Annotated in this window: 16 protein-coding genes; 7 read left to right on the top strand and 9 right to left on the bottom strand. The window is 57.3% G+C overall.

Features of this window, described 5'->3' with window-relative positions; translation table 11 throughout:
- Nucleotides 1-92: 92 nt before the first annotated feature.
- Together H151_RS0111235 and H151_RS0111230 are read right to left on the bottom strand one after the other, a co-directional pair.
- On the bottom strand, nucleotides 93-959 hold the full coding sequence (locus tag H151_RS0111235) for a YihY/virulence factor BrkB family protein (protein ID WP_233354571.1): 867 nt from the start codon (nucleotides 957-959) through the stop codon (nucleotides 93-95).
- 205 nt (nucleotides 960-1164) lie between these two features.
- A complete protein-coding gene (locus H151_RS0111230; RefSeq protein WP_019961763.1) occupies nucleotides 1165-2292 on the bottom strand; it encodes a CaiB/BaiF CoA transferase family protein in 1128 nt (375 codons plus the stop codon).
- A 110-nt stretch (nucleotides 2293-2402) separates the two neighbouring features.
- Between H151_RS0111230 and H151_RS0111225 the strand changes: the two genes are divergently transcribed.
- Nucleotides 2403-3683, top strand: a complete 1281-nt coding sequence (locus H151_RS0111225) for a diguanylate cyclase domain-containing protein (protein ID WP_019961762.1) — start codon at nucleotides 2403-2405, stop codon at nucleotides 3681-3683.
- Nucleotides 3684-3718: 35 nt separating this feature from the next.
- Here H151_RS0111225 and mfd read toward each other — a convergent pair whose 3' ends face one another.
- Nucleotides 3719-7213, bottom strand: coding sequence for a transcription-repair coupling factor (gene mfd / locus H151_RS0111220; protein WP_019961761.1), 3495 nt, complete (start codon nucleotides 7211-7213; stop codon nucleotides 3719-3721).
- 33 nt (nucleotides 7214-7246) lie between these two features.
- Entirely contained in the window at nucleotides 7247-7555 is a 309-nt protein-coding gene (locus H151_RS0111215) for an FAD assembly factor SdhE (RefSeq protein ID WP_019961760.1), read from the bottom strand.
- A gap of 82 nt (nucleotides 7556-7637) precedes the next feature.
- Here H151_RS0111215 and recG point away from each other — a divergent pair, with 82 nt between their 5' ends.
- Entirely contained in the window at nucleotides 7638-9722 is a 2085-nt protein-coding gene (gene recG, locus H151_RS0111210) for an ATP-dependent DNA helicase RecG (RefSeq protein ID WP_019961759.1), read from the top strand.
- Between the two features lie 6 nt (nucleotides 9723-9728).
- On the opposite strand, the gene H151_RS0111205 is transcribed toward recG, so the two are convergent.
- On the bottom strand, nucleotides 9729-10445 hold the full coding sequence (locus H151_RS0111205) for a DUF502 domain-containing protein (protein WP_019961758.1): 717 nt from the start codon (nucleotides 10443-10445) through the stop codon (nucleotides 9729-9731).
- Nucleotides 10446-10583: 138 nt separating this feature from the next.
- Here H151_RS0111205 and H151_RS0111200 point away from each other — a divergent pair, with 138 nt between their 5' ends.
- Entirely contained in the window at nucleotides 10584-11801 is a 1218-nt protein-coding gene (locus tag H151_RS0111200; protein WP_169336745.1) for a DUF3089 domain-containing protein, read from the top strand.
- Nucleotides 11802-11810: 9 nt separating this feature from the next.
- Here the strand turns inward: H151_RS0111200 and rfaE2 are convergent, their stop codons facing one another.
- Together rfaE2 and kdsA are read right to left on the bottom strand one after the other, a co-directional pair.
- Nucleotides 11811-13277, bottom strand: coding sequence for a D-glycero-beta-D-manno-heptose 1-phosphate adenylyltransferase (gene rfaE2, locus H151_RS0111195; protein ID WP_019961756.1), 1467 nt, complete (start codon nucleotides 13275-13277; stop codon nucleotides 11811-11813).
- A gap of 38 nt (nucleotides 13278-13315) precedes the next feature.
- The gene (kdsA, locus tag H151_RS0111190; protein WP_019961755.1) at nucleotides 13316-14185 is read right to left on the bottom strand and encodes a 3-deoxy-8-phosphooctulonate synthase; all 870 of its coding nucleotides are present in this window, start codon (nucleotides 14183-14185) and stop codon (nucleotides 13316-13318) included.
- A 150-nt stretch (nucleotides 14186-14335) separates the two neighbouring features.
- Between kdsA and H151_RS0111185 the strand changes: the two genes are divergently transcribed.
- Both H151_RS0111185 and H151_RS0111180 read left to right on the top strand, forming a co-directional pair.
- Nucleotides 14336-15772: a cryptochrome/photolyase family protein gene (locus tag H151_RS0111185; protein WP_019961754.1), complete on the top strand. Its 1437-nt coding sequence runs from the start codon at nucleotides 14336-14338 to the stop codon at nucleotides 15770-15772.
- 90 nt (nucleotides 15773-15862) lie between these two features.
- On the top strand, nucleotides 15863-16867 hold the full coding sequence (locus H151_RS0111180) for a cysteine synthase A (protein ID WP_019961753.1): 1005 nt from the start codon (nucleotides 15863-15865) through the stop codon (nucleotides 16865-16867).
- A gap of 7 nt (nucleotides 16868-16874) precedes the next feature.
- Here H151_RS0111180 and H151_RS0111175 read toward each other — a convergent pair whose 3' ends face one another.
- Nucleotides 16875-17927: an amino acid ABC transporter substrate-binding protein gene (locus H151_RS0111175; RefSeq protein WP_156823485.1), complete on the bottom strand. Its 1053-nt coding sequence runs from the start codon at nucleotides 17925-17927 to the stop codon at nucleotides 16875-16877.
- Nucleotides 17928-18002: 75 nt separating this feature from the next.
- Between H151_RS0111175 and metC the strand changes: the two genes are divergently transcribed.
- Complete coding sequence (gene metC, locus H151_RS0111170) at nucleotides 18003-19145, top strand: cystathionine beta-lyase (protein WP_019961751.1); 1143 nt, start codon at nucleotides 18003-18005, stop codon at nucleotides 19143-19145.
- Between the two features lie 54 nt (nucleotides 19146-19199).
- The gene (locus tag H151_RS0111165) at nucleotides 19200-20339 is read left to right on the top strand and encodes an acyltransferase family protein (protein ID WP_169336744.1); all 1140 of its coding nucleotides are present in this window, start codon (nucleotides 19200-19202) and stop codon (nucleotides 20337-20339) included.
- On the opposite strand, the gene H151_RS17145 is transcribed toward H151_RS0111165, so the two are convergent.
- Nucleotides 20336-21430 (bottom strand): hypothetical protein, encoded by a 1095-nt coding sequence (locus H151_RS17145; RefSeq protein ID WP_019961749.1) that lies wholly within the window; start codon nucleotides 21428-21430, stop codon nucleotides 20336-20338. The genes H151_RS0111165 and H151_RS17145 overlap by 4 nt on opposite strands.
- Nucleotides 21431-21433 lie beyond the last annotated feature (3 nt).

The following is a 21433-nucleotide window of genomic DNA, read 5'->3' as shown; positions in this document are numbered from 1 at the left end:
ACCGTGTCTCTCTCCCGTGGCTGTATCGGTCCGGGCGCGTTATTCAACGCCCGTAGAATTTTCCTGCTTTATAGCGGCTTGACCGCTAAAATCTAGTCTTCAATCTCGTCCGAACCCCGATTAGGCCCGTAACCCCGTTGCACATCGATTTCCACGGCCAATGCACCGCCAAAGAAGACGGCGTAAGACGCCCAATACACCCACAATAAGAACACGATTAATGCGCCTAACGAGCCGTAGGCGGTCGGATGAACGATTGTGGAGACATAAATGGCAAAGCCTTTGGAAATAGCAAGCCAAAGTGTGGTCGCACTGAAAGCCGACACTAATGAGGCAAACCACGACGTTTCACCCGCACGCTGCATCACGTAACGATATAAAAGACTTAACGCGGTTACCATTGAAAAGGCGGCCGCCGTCCAGGGGCTGAAAACACCGTTCAATTCAAACTCAATATGGGCCCAATTCAATATGGGTTGTATCAGATTGGGCACCGCAATGACGAAGATGTTGGACAGCGCCACCAATGTGCCCCCCAAAATCACTGCGATCATCGCCAGAAGGTTGAAATGCAGGATATTGCGCAAATCCCCCCGGCGCGCGATTTGATTAAGCCCGGCGATCAGCGCCTTCGCCCCACGTGCAGCCGCGAAGATCGAAATAAAGGCCGCTAGCAAGCCTTGAAACGACAGCGCCAGATTGCTGGCCTCGGTCAGATGGGAGGTCTGACTGATCAGGAAACTTTCCGCGCTGGGCGGTAAAACCTCCGCAATACGTGCGACCTGGCTTTGGGCATCATTGGTATCGAAGATAATACCATAAAGCGAAGCCCCCACCGCAAAGGCCGGAAACAACGCCAGCAAGCCAAAGAAGGACACACCACCCGCGAACAACATCACTTCGCGCGCCATCATCCGATCCACAGAGCGGACAATCACAGCCAGGGCGGGCTGAGACATAATCAAATCACGCGCAAGAATGAGGTATCGAACCGCCATGCCACCGTCACACATTAAAGCGCTGATGAGCCAAGCCCATCAGCGCTTTATCCTGAAACCATCAGGAGAGACCACCACTATACCTTGCGAGGGACGGACATAAACAGGCCCGGTGATCTCATCCCCATATAATCCTTTATGCACTGAACCCGTCATGAACAGAAAATCAACCCACAACACCAGTTTTTATCAGATCTGCAATCTGTAACGCACTCAGTCCCAATTCGCTCAAAATCGCGTCAGAATGCTCGCCCGGTCTTGGCGCACGGCCCTGAACTTGACCGGGTGTCTTGGAAAAACGTGGTGCGGGCGCGCTTTGCGCCACGCCATCAATGTCGGTCTTCACGCCTCTCGCTACCATATGGGGATGGGCCGCACTTTCTTCGAGTGTGAGCACAGGAGCCAGACACGCATCCCCCTCCGCGAACTGGGCCGCCCAGGCATCACGGGTGCGGGTTTTAAACAGGGCTTCGAAAACCGTGATCATCCCCGGCCAGCGCACCTTATCATAGGGCGTTTGCATATCCGGATGATCGCTGAGCCCCAGCCCCGCCAATAAAAGGGCATAGAATTCTGGCTCCAGCGGCCCGATCGCGATTTCCTTGTCATCGGCGCAGCGATAGGTGCGATAGAAGGGCGCGCCGCCGTCCAGCCAATTATCCTCGCGCTGATCGGTCCATACGCCCAAGGCTTGTAACTGATGCTGCGCGGATAACAGATGGGTGACACCGTCCACGATGGCCGCATCCACCACCTGGCCCTCCCCCGTTTTCTGGGCATGGTAAAGCGCGGCCATAACGCCAAAGGCCAGATACATCGCCCCACCGCCAAAATCGCCCACTAAATTGAGCGGCGGCACGCTGTGTTCTTTCGGCCCGATCGCGTGCAAGGCCCCGGTTAAAGCCAGATAGGTAATATCATGGCCCGCCCTGTCGGCCAGCGGGCCGGTTTGGCCCCAGCCGGTCATGCGGCCATAGATGAGCTTGGGGTTGCGGGCATGCGCAATGTCTGGACCCAGGCCTAAACGCTCCATCACGCCCGGGCGAAAGCCTTCGATCAGAATATCCGATCCTGTGATCAGCTGCAGCGCCAGTTCACGCCCCGCATCAGACTTTAAATTCAGCGCGATGGAGCGCCGCCCGCGGGCCAAAATCTCTGCCGGGCCGCCCCCCTTTGCGCCGGGGCGATCTATGCGGATCACCTCAGCGCCCATATCCGATAAGGCCATGGTGCAAAAAGGTGGCGGACCCAGCCCGGTAAATTCCACCACTTTAACCCCTCGCAAAGGCCCCATATGCCATACTCCCTCATTAACTGCGGGTCAGATGGCAAAACAGTAAGTAACGGGTTGTGACATTGCAAATTCATAGACACAATAGCGATGAGCTTGCCCGTGGGGGGTATATGGGTCGCGAAGCATCACTCTGTCTGGTCGGACCGCGCGCTGAGGCGCAAAGCTGGGCTGATCGCTTATCACCTCTGGGCTTCCGCATGGATGCGTGTGAAGCCTCGGTGCTGAATTCTTATCTCGCCCAAGGTGGGATTGAAGGGGTTTTGCATATCCACCCCTCCCCACTGGATCCCCATGCCAAAGCCTATGGCAGTGTGCATGTGGCCTTGAGCCATGACACGCCTGAGGGGTATGACGCGGTCCTGCGCCCTGACGCTCATCCCTTACAGGTGGCCAGTCGTCTGCGTGCTTTGATGCGTCTCAGCGTGATGGAAACCGTCGCGCATTTGCGCTCGCGCGATGCGCAGCTATCGCCCGGCGCCCCGCACGACGCGTCCAGCGCCAAAACCAGCATTCTGTTTGTCGGCCCGCCTGATCCCGCCTATCTGCGCCTCAGCCATGCTTTAAGTGCACAAAATGTCGATGTGATCGCGGCCTTCTCCACCTTTGGGGCGTTTGATTATCTGCATGAGCGCACCTTTGATGGTGTCGTCCTTAACGCTGCCGGTGATGCGGATATGGCCCATACGGTGTGTTCGGCCATGCGTCGCAACACCCGGCTTTATCATACCCCGGCCTTGATCCTGACGCCGGATCAGCATTATGCCCGCGCCGATGAAGCTTTCGCACGTGGGGCTTCTGATATTTTGTGGGCAAAGGCGGATTGTGAGGACTTCACCCGCCATGTCCTGACCCTGGCCCAAGAGCGCCAGCGTCGGCGCGCCGCCAAGGCGACCTTGGAACGCTGCCGTCATACGGGGCTATTAGATCATGAAAGTGATCTTTATACGCCGAAATTTGCCTTCAATCATATGGCGCAGCTGGAGGCCCTGTTCGGCCAGCGCCAACTGGATCTGACCCTGGTGGCCTTGCGGGCCCATGGTCCGGCCGATTTGACCCGCCATGACCACGCGCATTTGCAATCGGCGTTGAAGCAATTTGCCAGCATGCTGCGCCATTGCGTGCGCTCTGAAGATATGGCGGTGCGTCTGAATGATCAGGACTTCGTGCTGGTTCTTCCGGCAACGGATGAAAAAGGCGCGCAGACCGTCGCCAAACGCGTGGCCGCCATTGCTGAATGCACCGCCTATGAAAGCGCCGATCCCTATCAGCCTTTCCGCCTAGAGATTGCCAAATCCGTTTCGCCAATTGCACCGGGCGAAGACCCGCAGCATTGCGTGGCGCGGATCATGGCAAACCTTCCCGCGGCTGAGCCCCATAAAATCGCCGTATAAACAAAACCCCGCTTCAATGAAGCGGGGTTTTTGCTTTAAGCTGCATTCATTTTGCGCTGTGCAGCATCGGCCAGCGGGCCAAGCGCGCGATAGACATCTTTCAAACGCTCCTCCACCGTCGGCCATTCCCCACGAATAACCATGGTGTTATCTGGGCGCAGCTTATAGAGCGCAGGCTTGCGTGCGATGAGATCGACCAGCGCCGCAGGATCGGCGAAGGCGTGATCGCGGAAGGTCGCGACTGCGCCCTTCGGCCCGGCATCCAGCTTGGAAATCCCCGCCTTCTTACACAGGGTTTTAATGGCGACAACCTGCAGCAATTGTTCCACTTCATCCGGCAACGGACCAAAGCGGTCGATCAATTCCGCCGCGAAGGCTTCGCGGTCTTCCTTGATCGTGATCGCAGACAAGCGGCGATAAAGCCCCATGCGTAGATCCAGATCGGGCACATAATGTTCGGGGATCAGAACGGCGGCCCCGACATTGATCAGCGGTGACCAATCCTGGCTTTGGCCCTCATCCAGATCACCTTTGAGCGAGGCTACGGCCTCTTCCAACATGGATTGATACAGCTCAACCCCAACATCCTTGATATGGCCTGATTGCTCTTCACCCAGCAGATTGCCCCCGCCGCGCTGATCCAAATCATGGCTGGCCAAGGTAAAGCCCGCACCCAGATTATCGAGTGATTGCAGAACTTTCAGGCGCTTCTCAGCCGAAGCCGTGATTTTCTGGTTTGCGGGCGTGGTTAAGAAGGCATAGGCGCGGGTTTTAGACCGGCCCACCCGTCCGCGCAGCTGATACATCTGCGCCAAGCCAAAGCGATCGGCGCGGTGAATGATCATCGTGTTCGCGGTGGGAATGTCGATGCCAGATTCAACGATTGTGGTCGATAACAAGACATCATAGCGCCCTTCATAGAAGGCGGTCATGATCTCTTCCAGATTGGTCGGGGCCATCTGCCCATGGGCGATGACATAGCTGACTTCCGGCGCGTGGGTGTCCATAAATTTGGTGGCATCTTCCAAATCGGTGATGCGCGGCACAATAAAGAAGCTTTGCCCACCGCGATACTTCTCGCGCAATAAGGCTTCACGCACGGTCACCGGATCAAAGGGGCTGACATAGGTGCGCACGGCCAGGCGATCAACCGGCGGGGTTGCGATGATAGACAGATCGCGAATACCGGACATGGAAAGTTGTAGGGTGCGTGGGATCGGCGTCGCCGTCAGGGTCAGCACATGAATATCCGCACGCATTTCTTTCAGGCGCTCTTTATGCTTCACGCCGAAATGCTGTTCTTCATCAATGATAAGAAGACCCAGATCTTTAAAGCCAACCTGCTTGGATAAAACCGCATGGGTGCCGATCAGAATATCACATTGGCCTTCGGCGACTTCCTTGCGCGTGGCATTGGCCTCCTTGGTGGTGACCATTCGGGACAGCTGGCGCACTTTTAAGGGCCAGCCGCGGAAGCGTTCGGAGAAGGTTTTGAAATGCTGACGGCTCAAAAGGGTTGTGGGGGCCACCAAGGCCACCTGACGCCCTGACATCGCCATCACAAAGGCGGCGCGCAAGGCCACTTCGGTCTTGCCAAAGCCAACATCGCCGCAAATCAGACGATCCATCGGGCGACCTTTGGCGAAGTCACCGAAGACATCTTCGATGGCGTTCAACTGATCATCGGTTTCGGCATAGGGAAAGCGTGCGCAGAACTCATCATACAGCCCTGAAGGGGGCTCAATAATATCGGCGGTTTTGGCATTGCGGGCTGCAGCAATTTTGATCAGCTGATCGGCCATATCGCGCAGGCGCTTCTTGGCTTTGGCTTTACGCGCCTGCCAGGCGGCCCCGCCTAAGCGATCAAGCTGAGCGTTTTCATTGTCCGAGCCGTAGCGCGACAATAGCTCAATATTCTCAACCGGTAGAAAGAGCTTGGCATCCCCGGCATATTCCAATTCCAGACAGTCATGGGGCGCATCCTGGACGGCCAGGGTGCGTAGACCCAGATAGCGGCCCAGACCATGATCGGTGTGCACCACCAGATCACCCGGCGAAAGCGATCCAGCTTCAGAAATGAAGTCTGAGGATTTGCGCTTTTTGCGGGTGCGCGCCAAACGATCCCCCAAAATATCCTGCTCGGACAGGATGGCGAGGCTGTCGGTTTCAAAGCCGCGCTCCAAGGGTAGAACAGCGCGTAGCACGCTTTTGGCTTTGTGTTTGGAAATCTCGCTCCAATCGGCCAGAGGGAGGATCGGTTTGAGGCCATGCTCACCCAACACCCCGCCCAAACGCTCTGAGCTACCCTCACTGAAGGACGCCAGCACGACGCGTTTTCCGGCCTTGCGCACCTCACCGATATGATCGCGCGTCGCCTCAAACACATTCTGATCAGCCGTGCGTTCGGCGGCAAAGGTGCGGCCCTGCTTACCAGCCATATCCACCACGCCGAGACCGGGCTGCTGGAAAGGCGTGAACAAGCGCTGATCCACTGTTTCAAACACGAAGGCCCAGTCGTCATCGCTGAGGTAAAGTGCATCCACAGGCAAGGCGCGATAGGCCGGGGCCGACATGGCACCCTTACCCGAATGCTGCGCAGCATCCTGGCGCGCCTGGTAGTAATCGCGGACCTGATCCTGGCGGTCCTGGCGCGCTTCGTCGAGCTGGTGATCCAGCCCGATCAAGGCCTCATCGCCCAGATAATCAAACAGCGTATCAAGATGCTCATGAAAGAGCGGCAACCAATGTTCCACGCCCACGGCGCGTGCGCCGGCACTGACGCTATCATAGACCGGATCGCCGGAAACGCCGCCGCCGAAATTCTTCAAAAACCCACTGCGAAAGCGCGAAATCGCGCCTTCGTTGAGGAAGACCTCACTGACCGGGGTAAACATCGCTTCGCGCAATTGACGCGTCGTGCGTTGGGTTTCAGGATCAAAGGCGCGCACAGTTTCCAGCGTATCACCGAAAAAATCCAGGCGAATGGGCTCGCTCGCATCAGCCGGGAAAATATCGACCACGCCGCCGCGAATGGCGTAATCCCCGCGCTCCGTCACCATCGAAGCGCGCGCATAGCCATTGACGCTGAGATAGGCTTTGAGATCCTCCAGATCCAGCACCGCGCCCGCCTTAGCGGTCAAACCGGCGGCGCCCAACACCTTACGCGGGGCACATTTTTGCAAGGCCGAATTGATCGTCGTGATCACAATCAGCGGAGTTTTGGAACTGGCGTCACGATTGGCGAGCTGATAGAGCCCCCCGGCCCGGCGCGCCGCGGTGCGCGGGCTGGGCGAGACGCGATCATAGGGCAGACAATCCCAGGCGGGTAAGCGCAATTGCGCCAGGTCCGGGGCAAAAAACTGGCACGCCTCACCAAAGGCTTGCGCGCGCGCTTCATCACGGGCGATAAAACAGCTGATCCCACCGCGCAGGCGCGCGCCATCACAGAAAATCAGGGCATCATAGCCTTCAGGAGCACCGCAGACCGTTAAGCGGCCCTCGGCGCGCGCAATGCGCTCAATCTCGTTCACGCCCGTATTCCTATTATTCGTGTTCGCTGGCGGTTATATCGCCGGTCCATCACCAAATTCTGCCCCATCTTCCACGCGGAAGACTTGCAAGGCGCGCATCACCGGACCTTGATACTTATCCGGTGTCGGTTCGCGGCCAATCACCCAGCCATAAACGTCTTGATCAGGCGCATCGAGCAAGCGCTCAAACTCCGCAACTTCATCCACGCTCAAGCTTTCCAGATGGGCATCGGCAAAGCGCCCCATGATGAGGTCGGCTTCTTTAAAGCCACGGTGCCAGGCGCGAAAACGCAAACGCTTGCGCCGGGTTTCTAAATCCAGTGAGGTCGATAGATCGGTCATGGGGGACGGATATAAACCGCTGCGTAGACTTCGTCGAGCCTTCAAAGCTTTATTTGTTCCTCTTTTGTGCTATTGATACACCATGCGCCCACAGATTCTCTTTTCCCTGTTCGCCGATATGACCCGATTAAAGGGGATTGGACCGCGTTTAGCCCCGCTGTTGGAGAAGACAGCCGGTGGGCCCCGGGTGAAAGATGTGCTGTTCACGCTGCCCACTGCGATCATCGATCGCACCAAACAGGTGGCGATTCGTGATGCGCTCGATGGCGGTATTGTAACCGTCCAGGTGGAGGTTGAGGCCCATATCCCGCCCCCCACTATGCGCCAGCCCTATAAGGTGCGGGTCAGTGATGACACCGGCTTTATGCATCTGGTGTTCTTTCACGCGCGTGCTGATTATCTGACAAAGCAATTGCCCGAGGGCGAAGTGCGCGTCATCTCGGGCAAGGCCGAACGCTTTGCCAGCGAAATTCAGATGACCCATCCCGATCTGATTGCCCGGCCCGATGAGATTAAGCCCCAGGATTTGATCCAGCCGGTATATCCCTTAACCGCGGGCCTGACCGCGACGACGGCGCGCAAGGCCGCGAAAGCCGCGCTTGATCAAGCCCCAGACTTGCCCGAATGGCTTGATCCTGGCCTGATGGAGCGCGCGCACTGGCCCAGCTGGCGCACGGCTCTGACCCAGCTGCATTGCCCCGATGCGCCCAAGTTGACGGGGCTGGATAGCCCGGCGCGTTGCCGCCTCGCCTTTGATGAAATGCTGGCCCATCAATTGGCGCTGAAACTGGCGCGGGCCAGCCGCAAAACCCGCGCCGGGCGGGTTCTATCCGGTGATGATACGAAGGTTGAGGCCGTCTTGGCGGCGGCACCCTTCACCCCCACGGGCGCACAGATGCGGGCCTATCAAGCGATCAAAGCCGATCTGGGCGCGCGCGAGCGCATGACCCGCCTGCTGCATGGGGATGTGGGTTCGGGTAAGACTTTTGTTGCGGCCCTCGCCGCGGCCAAGGCCTGTGAAGCGGGTGTGCAGACCGCGCTGATGGCCCCGACAGAGATTTTAGCGCGCCAGCACGGGGCCGTGCTGACGCCTCTGTTAAAGGCGGCTGGTATTGAAGTGATCGTCCTGACCGGGCGCGATAAAGGCAAAGCCCGTACGGCCTTGCTGGAGCGGATCGCTAAGGGTGAGGCCAGCGTCATTTGTGGCACCCATGCCCTGTTCCAAGATGATGTGGCGTTTAAAGATTTAGGCCTCGTGATTATTGATGAGCAGCATCGCTTTGGGGTGTCTGACCGGCGCAAGCTCGCCCTGAAGGGCGCAATGCCAGAAACCTTGGTGATGAGTGCGACGCCGATTCCGCGCACTTTGACCCTGGCGGTCTATGGCGATTTGGATGTCTCGCGCCTGGATGAAAAGCCTGCGGGACGCATTCCGCCCGAAACCCGTGTCCTGCCGGGTGAACGCCTGGATGATATTATAGCGGGACTGGGGCGTGCACTGAATAAGGGCGAGCGTGCCTATTGGGTTTGCCCTTTGGTCGAAGAGAGTGACACCACCGATCTCGCCGCGGCCGAGGCGCGCTATGACATGTTGAAAGAGGCATTAGGTGTGCGTGTTGGCCTGCTGCATGGTCGCATGGCCGGTAAGGATAAAGAGGCCATCGCCAACGCCTTTCGCGCAGGGGAGATTGATCTTCTGGTCGCCACCACCGTGATTGAAGTGGGCGTTGACGCTCCCGATGCTACGATCATGATTATCGAACATGCCGAACGCTTTGGCCTGGCTCAGCTGCACCAATTGCGCGGGCGGGTGGGACGTGGGGACAAAGCCTCCAACTGTCTCCTCCTCTATCACGGCAATCTGGGCGAAACCGCAAGGCGGCGCTTGGAAGTGATGCGCGAAAGTGATGATGGCTTCTATATCGCTGAGGAAGACTGGAAATTGCGCGGCAGCGGTGATCCGCTGGGTCTACGCCAATCAGGCCTTCCTGATTACCGCTTTGCCGATCTTAGCCATCATACGGGGCTCCTCACTCAGGCGAGCGATTACGCCAAGCTGATTCTGGCTCAAGACCCTGAGTTAAAAGGCGCGCAAGGCGAGGCCCTGCGCACCCTTCTCTATCTGTTTGAGCGTGATGAAGGTATTCGCCTGATGCGCTCGGCTTAGACCGGTTTAGGCCTGAGGTTCAGTTTCGGGCGGCGCGTTAGGCTGATCTTCGCCCGCCCCATGGCGTTCCAGATGACCGGTTTTCGCTGGAGCCTTGGAAGGGATTGCCCCCTTGGGCAAGCGCTCGGGCGTCACCAGGCCAAAGGATATGATCAGCTTTGCCGCTTCTTCGACCGACATATCCAATTTTATGGTTTTGGAGCGCGGGGTGAACAGCAAAAATCCCGATGTGGGGTTGGGTGTGGTCGGCACGAACACCCCGATGACATCTTCACCCAATTCATTGGCAATTGCGCCTTTGGCTTGGGCCGAGACAAAGGCCACGGCATGATGGCCGGCCATCGGATATTCTACCAGAACGACTTCCTTGAAGGAATTTTCCTTGCCCGCCATCACAGTCTCGACGATCTGTTTCAGCGCGCCATACACATTGCGCACCAGGGGCAGTGAATTCACCAAGCGCTCGCCAATGGAAATCAGGGTCCGACCAAAAATATTGGCCGCCAAAGCGCCCAGCAGGGTCAGGCCGACAATTGCGATCAATAACCCCATGCCCGGAATGGCGAAGGGTAAATAGCTTTCAGGATTGTACCGCATAGGGATCAAGGGCTTGACCGTTGAATCCACAAAATTGATGAAGGTATATACGATCCAAATCGTCACCGCGACCGGGGTCGCCACCACTATCCCGGTCAGAAAACTGTTACGCAACCAACGCAGCACGCTTTTTGCCTTTCTTTAGACGCGATTGGGAACAAATCTCCCAACGCCTTATTATATTTAACGTGACTTCACCGGTAAAAGCCACCCCTTTGGGCTTGCAAGGGCCTATCTCTTTCGCTTACCACAGGGGCCATGATCATGCGCATGAAAACACCCGACCTTACCGCTGGCCTCGTCTGTAAAATCTTGCTGATCTGCGGGATGGGCTTTGTGATCCTTTTGGCTCTGGCCTCCTGGGTGTTACGCGATCAGATCTTCCAAACAGCGTTGGATCCCGGTGTGCCCTATCAGACCTATGACTTGTCGCGCGCACCAGACTATAATGCCCCTGACAGCTGGATCGTTCAGCCAGACCCTGCGGCCTTAGCCGATGATACGCACCCGGCGGTGTTTTTCATCCATCCCACGACCTATGACGGCGGATCGCATTGGAATGCGCCCTTTGATCGCCCGCAAGAGCGCATCGAGCTGGATGATATTGTCATTCCCAATTTTGCCGCGCCTTTCGCGCGCAGTGGAGCGGTGTTCGCGCCGCATTATCGCCAGGCCGCCCTCTATGCCTTTATGAATATGCGCGAAGATTCGGTGCAGGCGCGCCTGACGGCGGCTTCTGATGTGCGTCATGCCTTTTTGGCGTTCAAAGATCAAATTGGCGATCTTCGCCCCTTTATCCTGGTTGGCTATGGTCAGGGCGGCATGGATGGCTTGCAAATCTTGCTGAGTGAAATTGCCCCTGATGAAGATCTCGCCAAGCGCATGGTCGCGGCCTATCTGCTCGAAACGCCCGTGCCTTTGGATGTTCTCGATGAAAACACTGTGGGCTTAAAGCCCTGTCATCAGCCTAATGATGTGCGCTGCGTCATTTCCTTCAACAGCTTGCGCGCCAATGAGAAAAACCGGATCCAAGCAATTACGGAGCGCAATCTCACCTGGGCGCCCGAGGGCGGGCTTTCCAGCGTTGAAGATCGCGCCTTGTTGTGCGTCAATCCGCTTTTATGGACGACGGGTGAAGACTATGCCCCCGCCCGCCTTCATAAAGGCGGCGCGGCGGCCCAAGGCATGAGTTTTGAGGATACGCCCTCACCCCTCGCGGCGCAAACCGGGGCGCAATGTCAAAATGGCTTACTGATTATCGAGCGCCCACGTTCATCCTTACTGCGTCGCCCCCATCGCCTGCGTGAGGAACGCCGCGTGCCGCCATATAATCTATTCTATATGGATATTCAGCAGGATGTGGCGCGTCGCACCGCGCTGCTCCAAGACATCCTGGCCGATGAGCGCCGCTATGCGCCCGAACTTCCGCCCCTGGAAGAGGTACGTGATGTGCCGGTGCGCCCGATTGATCCGCCGCAGTAGCGGACGCGCTTAAGTCAGCCCCTTGATCTTGGCGACGATATTGGTGGTCGACAACCCGGCCTCTAGCGGGGCCAACAAGACCTCCCCGCCCTGCGCCTTCAAAAACGCCGCACCGGGTAAATCATCGGCGACATAATCTGCGCCCTTGATCAGGCAATGCGGGTTGAGTGTGCGGATCAAGTCTTCCGGGGTCTCTTCATCGAAGATCACCACCCGGTCCACGGTTTCCAAGGAGGCCAACATCTGGGCGCGCGTGGCCTGATTATTGATCGGGCGTTCTTCACCCTTCAAGCGCTTCACCGAGGCATCGGAATTGAGCCCCACGATCAAACGGTCACAGGAGGCTTTGGCAAAGCGCAATACCGATAAATGGCCTGGGTGGAGAATATCAAAACAGCCATTGGTGAAACCGACTTTCAGCCCTTCAGCGCGCCAGCTGGTCACTTGGTCTGCCAGATCATCCCAGGCCATGACCCGCCAATCGGGCGATTCTGCACCCGGTGCGGTATCACGTAAAATCTCTTCCGGGCTGACGGTGGCGGTGCCGGTTTTGCCTACTGCCACCCCGGCGGCCAAATCGGCAAAGCCCATGGCACGATCCAGGCTGACTTTCGCGGCAACGCTTAAAGACAGGGCTGCAAGCGCGGTATCACCCGCGCCTGACACATCAAAGACCGAGCGCGGTTTACTGCGATGGTGATGGATCTGACCCTGGGGGTCGAGCAGGCTCATCCCCTGCCCGCCGCGCGTCACCAACAGGGCTGCGGTTTCAGGCAAGCGCGCTTTCACCGCATGAAGCGCGGCAATGGCGCTGTCATCACTGTCCACCGGCAGGCCCGCTTCATCAGCCAGCTCTTGCGCATTAGGTTTAATGACATAGGCCCCGTCATAGCGGGTGTAATCCGCGCCGCGCGGATCAACGCACACCGGGCAGCCATGTTGTTTCGCCAAGGTAATGATGGCCTGACACAGATCGCGGCTGAGAAGGCCCCGTCCGTAGTCGGAGAGAATCACCGCATCCGCCGAAGCGATCTGAACTTTGACCGCGTCGAGAATGTTACCCGCCGTTTCAGGGTTGATATCGCCGCGCGGATTACGATCCACACAGAACATCTGCTGTTGCTGGGCGACATAGCGGATCTTGGTTGGGGTGAAGCGCCCGGCCTCTTGAACGAAGACAAACTGGGATTGCGCCTCACTGGTGCCCAGGCTCTCCACCATGGCACCCGCATGGTCATCACCAATCACGGAGATGAGCGTTGGCCGCCCGCCAAGAGAGGCGATATTGCGCGCCAGATTACCCGCCCCGCCCAACATGGCGCGCCGCCCGCCTTCAGACAGGATCGGCACCGGGGCTTCACGTGAGACGCGTCCAACATGGCCATAGACAAATTCATCGAGCAGGACATCGCCAATACAGACAATGGATTTATCCCGGATCAACCCGATGAGGGCGGCCGCATCTTCACGCTTCATCTTGAAAACCCCATGCGTTGGAAGGCTTTGGTCGGCGATTAGCTACGCGCTTTTTTCGCCTTGGTCAAAGCGTCATACTCCATCAGGTCTTTCACCAGCGCTTCAAATTCATTCAGCGGCACCATGTTAGGCCCATCAGACGGCGCATTATCCGGGTCAGGATGGGTTTCCATGAAGACACCGGCCACACCGATGGCGACCGCGCCGCGTGCCAAGGGAGCAACGAATTCACGCTGACCGCCGGTGGCTGTGCCCTTACCGCCCGGTTGTTGAACCGAGTGCGTGGCATCAAAAATCACCGGCGCGCCAAAGGCTTCCATAATCGGGAAAGCGCGCATATCGGTCACCAGGGTGTTATAACCAAAGCTCGCTCCGCGCTCACACGCCATGACATTGGGATTGCCCGCTTCGATGACTTTGTTGAGGACGTTTTTCATGTCCCATGGGGCCAGGAATTGACCTTTTTTGACATTGACTACTTTACCGGTTTTCGCTGCTGCGATCAGAATGTCGGTCTGGCGACACAAAAAGGCGGGGATTTGCAGCACGTCGACGACCTCAGCCGCGATGGCGCAATGTTCCGCCGTGTGAACATCGGTGAGAACGGGCAGGCCCGTGGTTTCGCGAATCTCAGCAAAGATCGGCAGCGCCGCTTCCAAGCCCATACCGCGCTCGGCATGGATCGAGGTCCGGTTGGCCTTATCGAAAGAGGTTTTATAGATCAGCTTGACGCCCAGGCGCTCTGACATCTCTTTAAGGGCAGAAGAGACTTCCAAAGCATGATTGCGGCTTTCCAGTGCGCACGGCCCGGCGATGATCGTCAAAGGCAGGTGATTACCGATCTCAATCACGCCCCCGCAGGGTTTCGCAAGAGAAATAACGGTTTGGCTTTGCTGATCGTCTAACATATCCAGGCTCCGGCTTTGTCTAGGGCTCACCTCTAAAATAAGGTGCGCCTGCGGATTCACAATCCTTGTCATGATCCATTTGCATGACATAGGCGTAGTACTGCATAACACCCGCCCCGTCATCCGCTTGATCAGTGAAAGGCCCAAACGATGAGCAAAAAAGCAAGCCTCGTCTGGTTTCGTCAGGATTTAAGGATCGCGGATAATCCGGCCTTGATGGCCGCGCTTGAGCGCGGTGGGCCGATAAGCGCGCTTTATATCCTGGATGACGAAGCCCCTGGCCCCTGGGCGCGCGGCGCGGCGAGCCGCTGGTGGCTCCATCACAGTTTGAAGGCCTTAAGTGAAGACCTCGCTGACCTTGGCCTCACCTTGCACCTGATTGCGGGTCATAGTGAGTTGGTCTTGAAAGATCTCGTAGCATCCGATGACTACGCGGCGATCTATTGGAACCGTTGTTATGAGCCCTATGCGCGCGAACGCGATAGCGCCCTGAAAAGCCATTTCAAAGAGGCCGGGCTGGAGGTGCAATCCTTCAATGCTAGCTTGATTGTTGAGCCCTGGACCATCGCCACCCAAAGCGGCACCCCGTTTCGGGTTTTCACCCCGTTCTGGAAAGCGATCAAAGCGGGGCACGAACCCGAACGCCCTTTGCCACGACCATCTAAAGCGGCTAAAGACGGACCGAAGCCTGCCCATGCTTGCGCCTTAGCCGATTTCAAGCTGTTGCCCACATTGCCCGATTGGGCGGGCGGCATGCGTGAGGCGTGGACGGTGGGATCAAGCGCAGCTCATGGGCGATTAGGCCAATTTATTCATGAGGCCATAACACGCTATAAATCTGAGCGTAACCTGCCGGCCAAGCCGGGAACATCACGCCTTTCCCCGCATCTTCACTTTGGGGAGATTAGCCCACGCGAAATTTGGTGGGCGGTGCAGGATCATTTCGCCGAGGCAGGCTTACCTGATGGGGCCTGGACCTTCCTGTCTGAAATCGCCTGGCGGGAATTTTCTTATAATCTCCTCTATCACTTCCCGACCTTCCCCGAAGCCAACTATCAAGAGAAATTCAATGCCTTCCCCTGGCATAAAAATGAGGCGGGTATGAAGGCTTGGCAGCGCGGCCAAACCGGCTATCCGATTGTGGATGCGGGCATGCGCGAGTTGTGGCATACCGGATGGATGCATAACCGGGTGCGGATGATTGTCGCCTCCTTCTTGATCAAGCATTTATTGATCGATTGGCGCGAGGGTGAAGCCTGGTTCTGGGATACTCTGGTTGATGCCGATCTCGCCAATAATGCCGCGAGTTGGCAATGGGTGGCGGGCTCCGGCGCGGATGCGGCCCCCTATTTCCGCATCTTCAACCCCATCACCCAGGGCGAAAAATTTGACCCCGATGGGGCGTATATTCGCCAATGGGTGCCGGAGCTGAAAGATCTGCCCACGAAATATATCTTTGCCCCCTGGCAAGCCGATCAGCATACACTGATCAAGGCGGGGATCACCCTGGGTAAGACCTATCCCAAGCCCCTCGTCGATCATAGCGAAGCCCGCAACCGCGCGCTGGAGGCTTTTCAAGCGCTTTAGAAAAACTATCGACCGTTTTGAAGAAGCCTCACTTGTGCGACGTTTTCTAACTTCTTAAGGTGCGGGGAATGTCAAAAAAGGACCCCCGCCATGACTGCACCGGCCAACAGCGTCATTGATCTGATCGGCAACACCCCGCTGGTTCATTTGAAAAAAGCTTCAGAACTGACCGGATGTACAATCCTGGGTAAGGCGGAGTTTCTTAATCCCGGCGGCTCAATCAAAGACCGCGCAGCCCTGGGCATTATACGTGATGCGGAACGCACCGGCGCGCTGAAACCCGGCGGTACCATCGTTGAGGGGACGGCCGGCAATACCGGTATTGGTCTAGCGCTGGTCGCCAGCGCGCTGGGTTATAAAACGGTCATCGTCTTTCCGCGCACGCAATCGCGCGAAAAACGCGATTCAATCCGGCTTCTTGGCGCTGAGCTGATTGAAGTCGATGCCGTGCCCTATGCTAATCCCAATCATTATGCGCGCTATTCCGGGACTTTGGCCGCCGAGCTGAATGCCAAAGAGCCCCATGGCGCGATCTGGGCCAATCAATTTGATAATACCGCCAATCGTAAAGCCCATTATGAGACCACAGGGCCAGAGATCTGGACCCAATTGGATGGCAAGGTCGATGGCTTTATCTGCGCCGTTGGCTCGGGCGGGACTTTAGCGGGCGTCTCCATGGCGTTGAAAGAGCGCAATAAAGACATCACTATCGGGATTGCGGATCCCGGCGGCGCGGCGCTCTATGGCTATTACGCCCATGGTGAACTGAAGGCCGAAGGCAATTCCATCACCGAAGGCATTGGTCAGGGCCGCATCACCGGCAATCTGGAAGGCATTCAAGTCGATGAAGCCTTCCGCATCCCCGATGAAGAAGCCTTACCGATCCTGTTTGATCTGATCCAGGAAGAAGGCCTGTGCCTGGGCGGATCGGCCGGGGTCAATATCGCCGGGGCCATTCGTTTAGCGCGCAAAATGGGGCCTGGCCACACCATCGTCACCATATTGTGTGACCATGGCTCACGCTATCAATCCAAGCTTTATAATCCTGAATTCCTGAAGGAAAAGGGCCTGCCCATCCCCAGCTGGCTGGCCTAATTGGACGCTATTCAAGCGGGGGCGCAAACATTAGCCCCCCTTGGGTCCAAAGCCCGTTTAAGCCGCGGCGCAATTGTAGCGGTGAGGTCTCGCCCAGATGGCGATCAAACAGCTCGCCATAATTGCCCACCGCCTCAATCGCGCGATAGGCAAATTGCTGATCCAGCCCCATGCTTTCGCCCAAAGCCCCTTCAGCGCCCAGCAGGCGGCGCACTTCGGGGTTCTGGCTGCGCTCTAACAAGGCGCGCGCATTGGCTTGGGTAACGCCATATTCTTCAGCCGCGATCAAACTATAGAGTACCCACCGTGTGGCATCGGCTAGAACATCATCGCCATCGCGCACCACAGGGCCAAAGGGTTCTTTGGAGATTGCATCAGGCAAAATGGCGTGGGCATCAGGATTGGTCAGGCCCAAACGCAAACCGGCCAGAGAGGAGATATCGCTGGTCAGCGCATCACACTCGCCATTGTCATACATTTCACGGGTTTGGCGTGCAGTTTGGCCCTCTACGGGCTCCAAAGTGATGCCATGGGTTGTGGCATAATCCATCAGATTGCGCGCATGGGTGGTGTTGGGCTGAACGCAGATGCGCGCTCCATCCAACTCGCGCGCGCTGGCGACGCCCAAATCAGTGGGAACCAGAAAGCCCTGACCATCGAAATAATAAATACCGGCGAAATTGACATCCAGCTGCGCATCGCGCGCCAAGGTCCAGCTGGTATTACGCAGCAGCATATCCACATCGCCCGCCCGCAAGGCGTCAAAGCGCTCGGTGGTGGTCAAAGGCACAAAGCGCACCCGGTCGCGATTGCCCAGGAAGGCCGCAGCATAGGCCCGGCACAGATCGGCCTCAAAACCGACCCATTCGCCGTCCACTTCACTGGCAAATCCGGCAAGGCCCGCGTCTACGCCACATAACAAAACACCGCGTTCACGGATGGCTTCCAGGCCCGAAAGGTCACGATCTGTCTCTGGAAGGGTCTGGGCGGTGACAAAAGTGAGCACAAGGGCTGCCACGCGCTTTACCAAGGCGCTAGGATTGAGCCAAGCTGTGATCATATTCACTCCCATAGGGGCGCTCCCCTTCCCGCACCGAACCGATATCACCCTTATACATCAAGGATGTTACTAAGCATGAAACGCGATACGCATTTTGTTCACATGGCCCGGCCGTTTGAAGAAGACGGCCTGGTCAATCCGCCCATTTCGCGTGCGTCCACGGTGCTCGCGCCAACATCCCATGACCTTTACCATAGCCATGGGCGGCGCCGGCATTATGGCCGGGGCGGCATCAGCCCTCATCGCGAACTGCGCGCGGGCATCGCCAGCCTTTATGGTTCCGACCATTGTGCACTTGCAGCATCGGGTTTGTACAGTGTTATTCTGGCCATTCACGCCTGTGTGAGCGCCAATAGCGAGATTCTCGTCACCGATTCGGTCTATGGTCCTGTACGCAAATTCTGCGATCAAGAGCTGAAACGCCTGGGCATTTCAACACGCTATTATGATCCGCGCATCGGGTCGGGCATTGCGGATCTGATCACCGATAAAACCAGCGCGATTTTGCTGGAATCGCCGGGCTCCTTGACGTTTGAGCTGCAAGACATTCCGGCCATCACCCAAGTCGCGCATAAGGCCGGTGTCCCCACAATCATTGATGACACCTGGAGTGCGGGCGTTGTTTTGAACCCTCTGGACTTGGGTGTGGATTATGCCGCGCAATCGCTGACCAAATATGCCGGCGGGCATTCCGATTTATTAATGGGGGCCGTCAATGCACGCGGGGAAGCCGCAGAACGTCTGAAAGCGGTTGAAATCGCCTATGGCGGCCATGTCTCGCCCGATGATGCCTATCTGGTGCTTCGTGGGCTGCGCACCTTGGGTCTACGTCTCGATCGCTCCTTCGAAAGCGCGATGATCCTGGCCGAGCGCCTTCACGCCCATGCCAAAGTGGGTCAAATCCTGCACCCGGCACACCCCACCCATCCCGATCATGCGATTTATCAGCGCGATTTTACGGGCGGGTCTGGCTGTTTCAGCTTCGTCCTAGCGGGCTATAGCCCCAAACAGGCCGAAGCCTTTGTCGATAGCCTAAGCCTTTTTGGCATTGGGTTTTCGTGGGGCGGATTTGAGAGCCTGGCCCTGCCCCTCGATATTCAGCTGGTGCGCACGGCGACACCCTGGCACAGTGAAGGTGCCTTGGTCCGATTATCCGTAGGCCTTGAAGATGTTGAGGATTTGTGGGCTGACCTGGAAACAGGGTTAACGGAACTTTAAAGTTTGGCGTAAGCCTTGCGAGCCATGGAGATATCGAATGATGGGGGTATCTTCATGGCTCATAATGACACAACCAGCGCCAGCAGCGCGACCGCGGGTCCGTTTGAAGCAGCCCCGATTCATGCGTTTGAGCGCCCCGCCGGGACCGATCAAGGGATCAACGCCCTAAAAGGGATCGCCTGCGTCCTGTTGGTGATGCTGCATGTGGTCGGTGATACGCCGGATATGGGGCTGCGCCTGGCCGATGATCACATCTTCAATCAATTCAATGCAGTCTTCATGCCCCTGCGCATGCCGCTGTTTGCGATGCTGGCAGGATTTGTTTATGCATGGCGTCCAGCCCGTCCGCAAGGCTTAGGTAGCTTCGTGTCATCCAAGGCGCGCCGCCTGGCGCTGCCCTTTGCCTTCGCCGCAACCTTGTTTGCCGGGGCCAGCACGGTTCTGGGCGGGGCTTTTGGCATGCCCCTTACGCAGTTCTGGACCATTTATGTCTTTGGCTATGCCCAGTTCTGGTTCATTCAGGCCCTGCTGGTCCTGTTTTTAATCGCGGCCATTATTGATACCCAATCGAAGGCCTTTAACAGCGTTTTGATGCTGGGGGTTTGGGTTATGGCCTGCGCCTTTTACGCGACGGGGGTTTTAGAGGAGGTCAATTTTCTCTCTCTCGGGCGCGCGCTTTATTTGGCGCCCTATTTCTTTGGGGGTATTTTGATCTGGCGTTTGCGCCAGCATTTAAGCCACCGCGTAATTTTTACCGCCGCGATTGTCGCCAGCCTATTATGGGCCATCCATATCAGCCAGATCCTGCATGATCCCTTGTTCGAAGCTGTCCGGCGCGGGCCGTTCGCTTTAGGGCTCGGCTTGATCGGGGCTGGGGCTTTACTGGGCCTACGCGGTTCAGTCCCGGTGATGAGTACGCTGGGGCGCTATTCCTTCGCGATCTATCTCTATCACTGGTTCGCGATACAGGGCGTGATCTTCGTTTATGATTTCACAGGCCGCCCGGGGGATTATGCGGCCTTGGCCATCGGGCTCAGCGCTGGCCTTTTTGCGCCCATCCTCGCGCAAATATTGGCCCAATGGGTGGGCGGTCCTTTAGCGTTGATTACGCTGGGCCTGAAAAGCGATAGCGGCTGGATGGGGCGCTGGATCGCATCCCAGTCGCGCCATCGCGCGGTAACCACGAAGGGTTAATCCCCCTCACCCCCGCGCCAGATATGAACCAGATCTGCGGCGATCAAAATACCTAAGAAGTCTTGCTTGTCCTCGCCCTTATTGGCTTGCTGTTTATAAGCCAGATCCACGCTGAGAGATGGGGTGAGGCTATACCCAACCGCAATCTCTCGCAGGCGCTGGTAATCTGAATGGGTGTGCCAACGATACGCCGTACGTGAATAGACGGCCCCCGCGCGCCAACGCCCACGCTCTACCACCACGCCCATCGTGGTGCTGTCGCCATCACCGGCCGCGCCTTGCGGGTTATCATACCAGATATGTTCTAGATTGATGGACGGGGTGAACGCCCACTCGCCTTCATGATGCCAATTTATCGCGGCGGCGGTAGCATCATCAGGGTGGGCCATATCATGGGCCTGGGCGAGCCGACGATGACTGACGTGAAAATGTATGCCCTCAGCCAGCATGTCATACATGTCGAGCGCAAAGGCATAAGATTCCAAGGATCCGGTATTACCCGGCCCGCCATCGTTTTCGCGTACCCGGCCCCGATCACGCAAAATGGACCGCGATAAAACAGTGGTATCCTCCATAAACAGCGCGCCAGATACCACCACCTCGTCCCAGGGCTGCGCCTCAAAACTGGGTAACAGAACGTCTGTGCGTACGCCGATCTGCTCGGCAACTTCATACTCTTCGGCCAATTCCATGCCAAAAATGCCCGGTGTTATATCCCAGGCCGTGGCAAAATTCGGCCCGATTTTACCCGCCGCAATCGTCCAATTGGCCTGCGAATAGGTCAGCTCTAAAACTCCGATATAAACGCCTTCTTGAGAAAAACTGGTGCCATCGCCATCCACAACCGGTTCTAAGATAATCTCCGTGGCCACGGCCCAATGCTCGCTGAGCCCGGCCACAATCGCGGTTTCAATCGTGCTTTCCCAAACCCAGACATTATCCTCGCCATTTTTGACCGGCAGGACGCCTTGGGCTTCGCCCGCGCTTTCAACATGCCAGGTGATGGGAGTGGCAAGCGCGCCGCCTGATAAGGTTAAGCTTGTTAGTAAGGCAAGGGTAAGACCGAGCGTTTGAGAGCGTTGGAGGGTCATCGT

It is taken from the genome of Woodsholea maritima DSM 17123, assembly GCF_000382325.1.
GTDB lineage: Bacteria > Pseudomonadota > Alphaproteobacteria > Caulobacterales > Maricaulaceae > Woodsholea > Woodsholea maritima.
The sequence above is the reverse complement of the archived record's forward strand: the minus strand, read 5'-3'. Positions and strand labels throughout refer to the sequence as shown.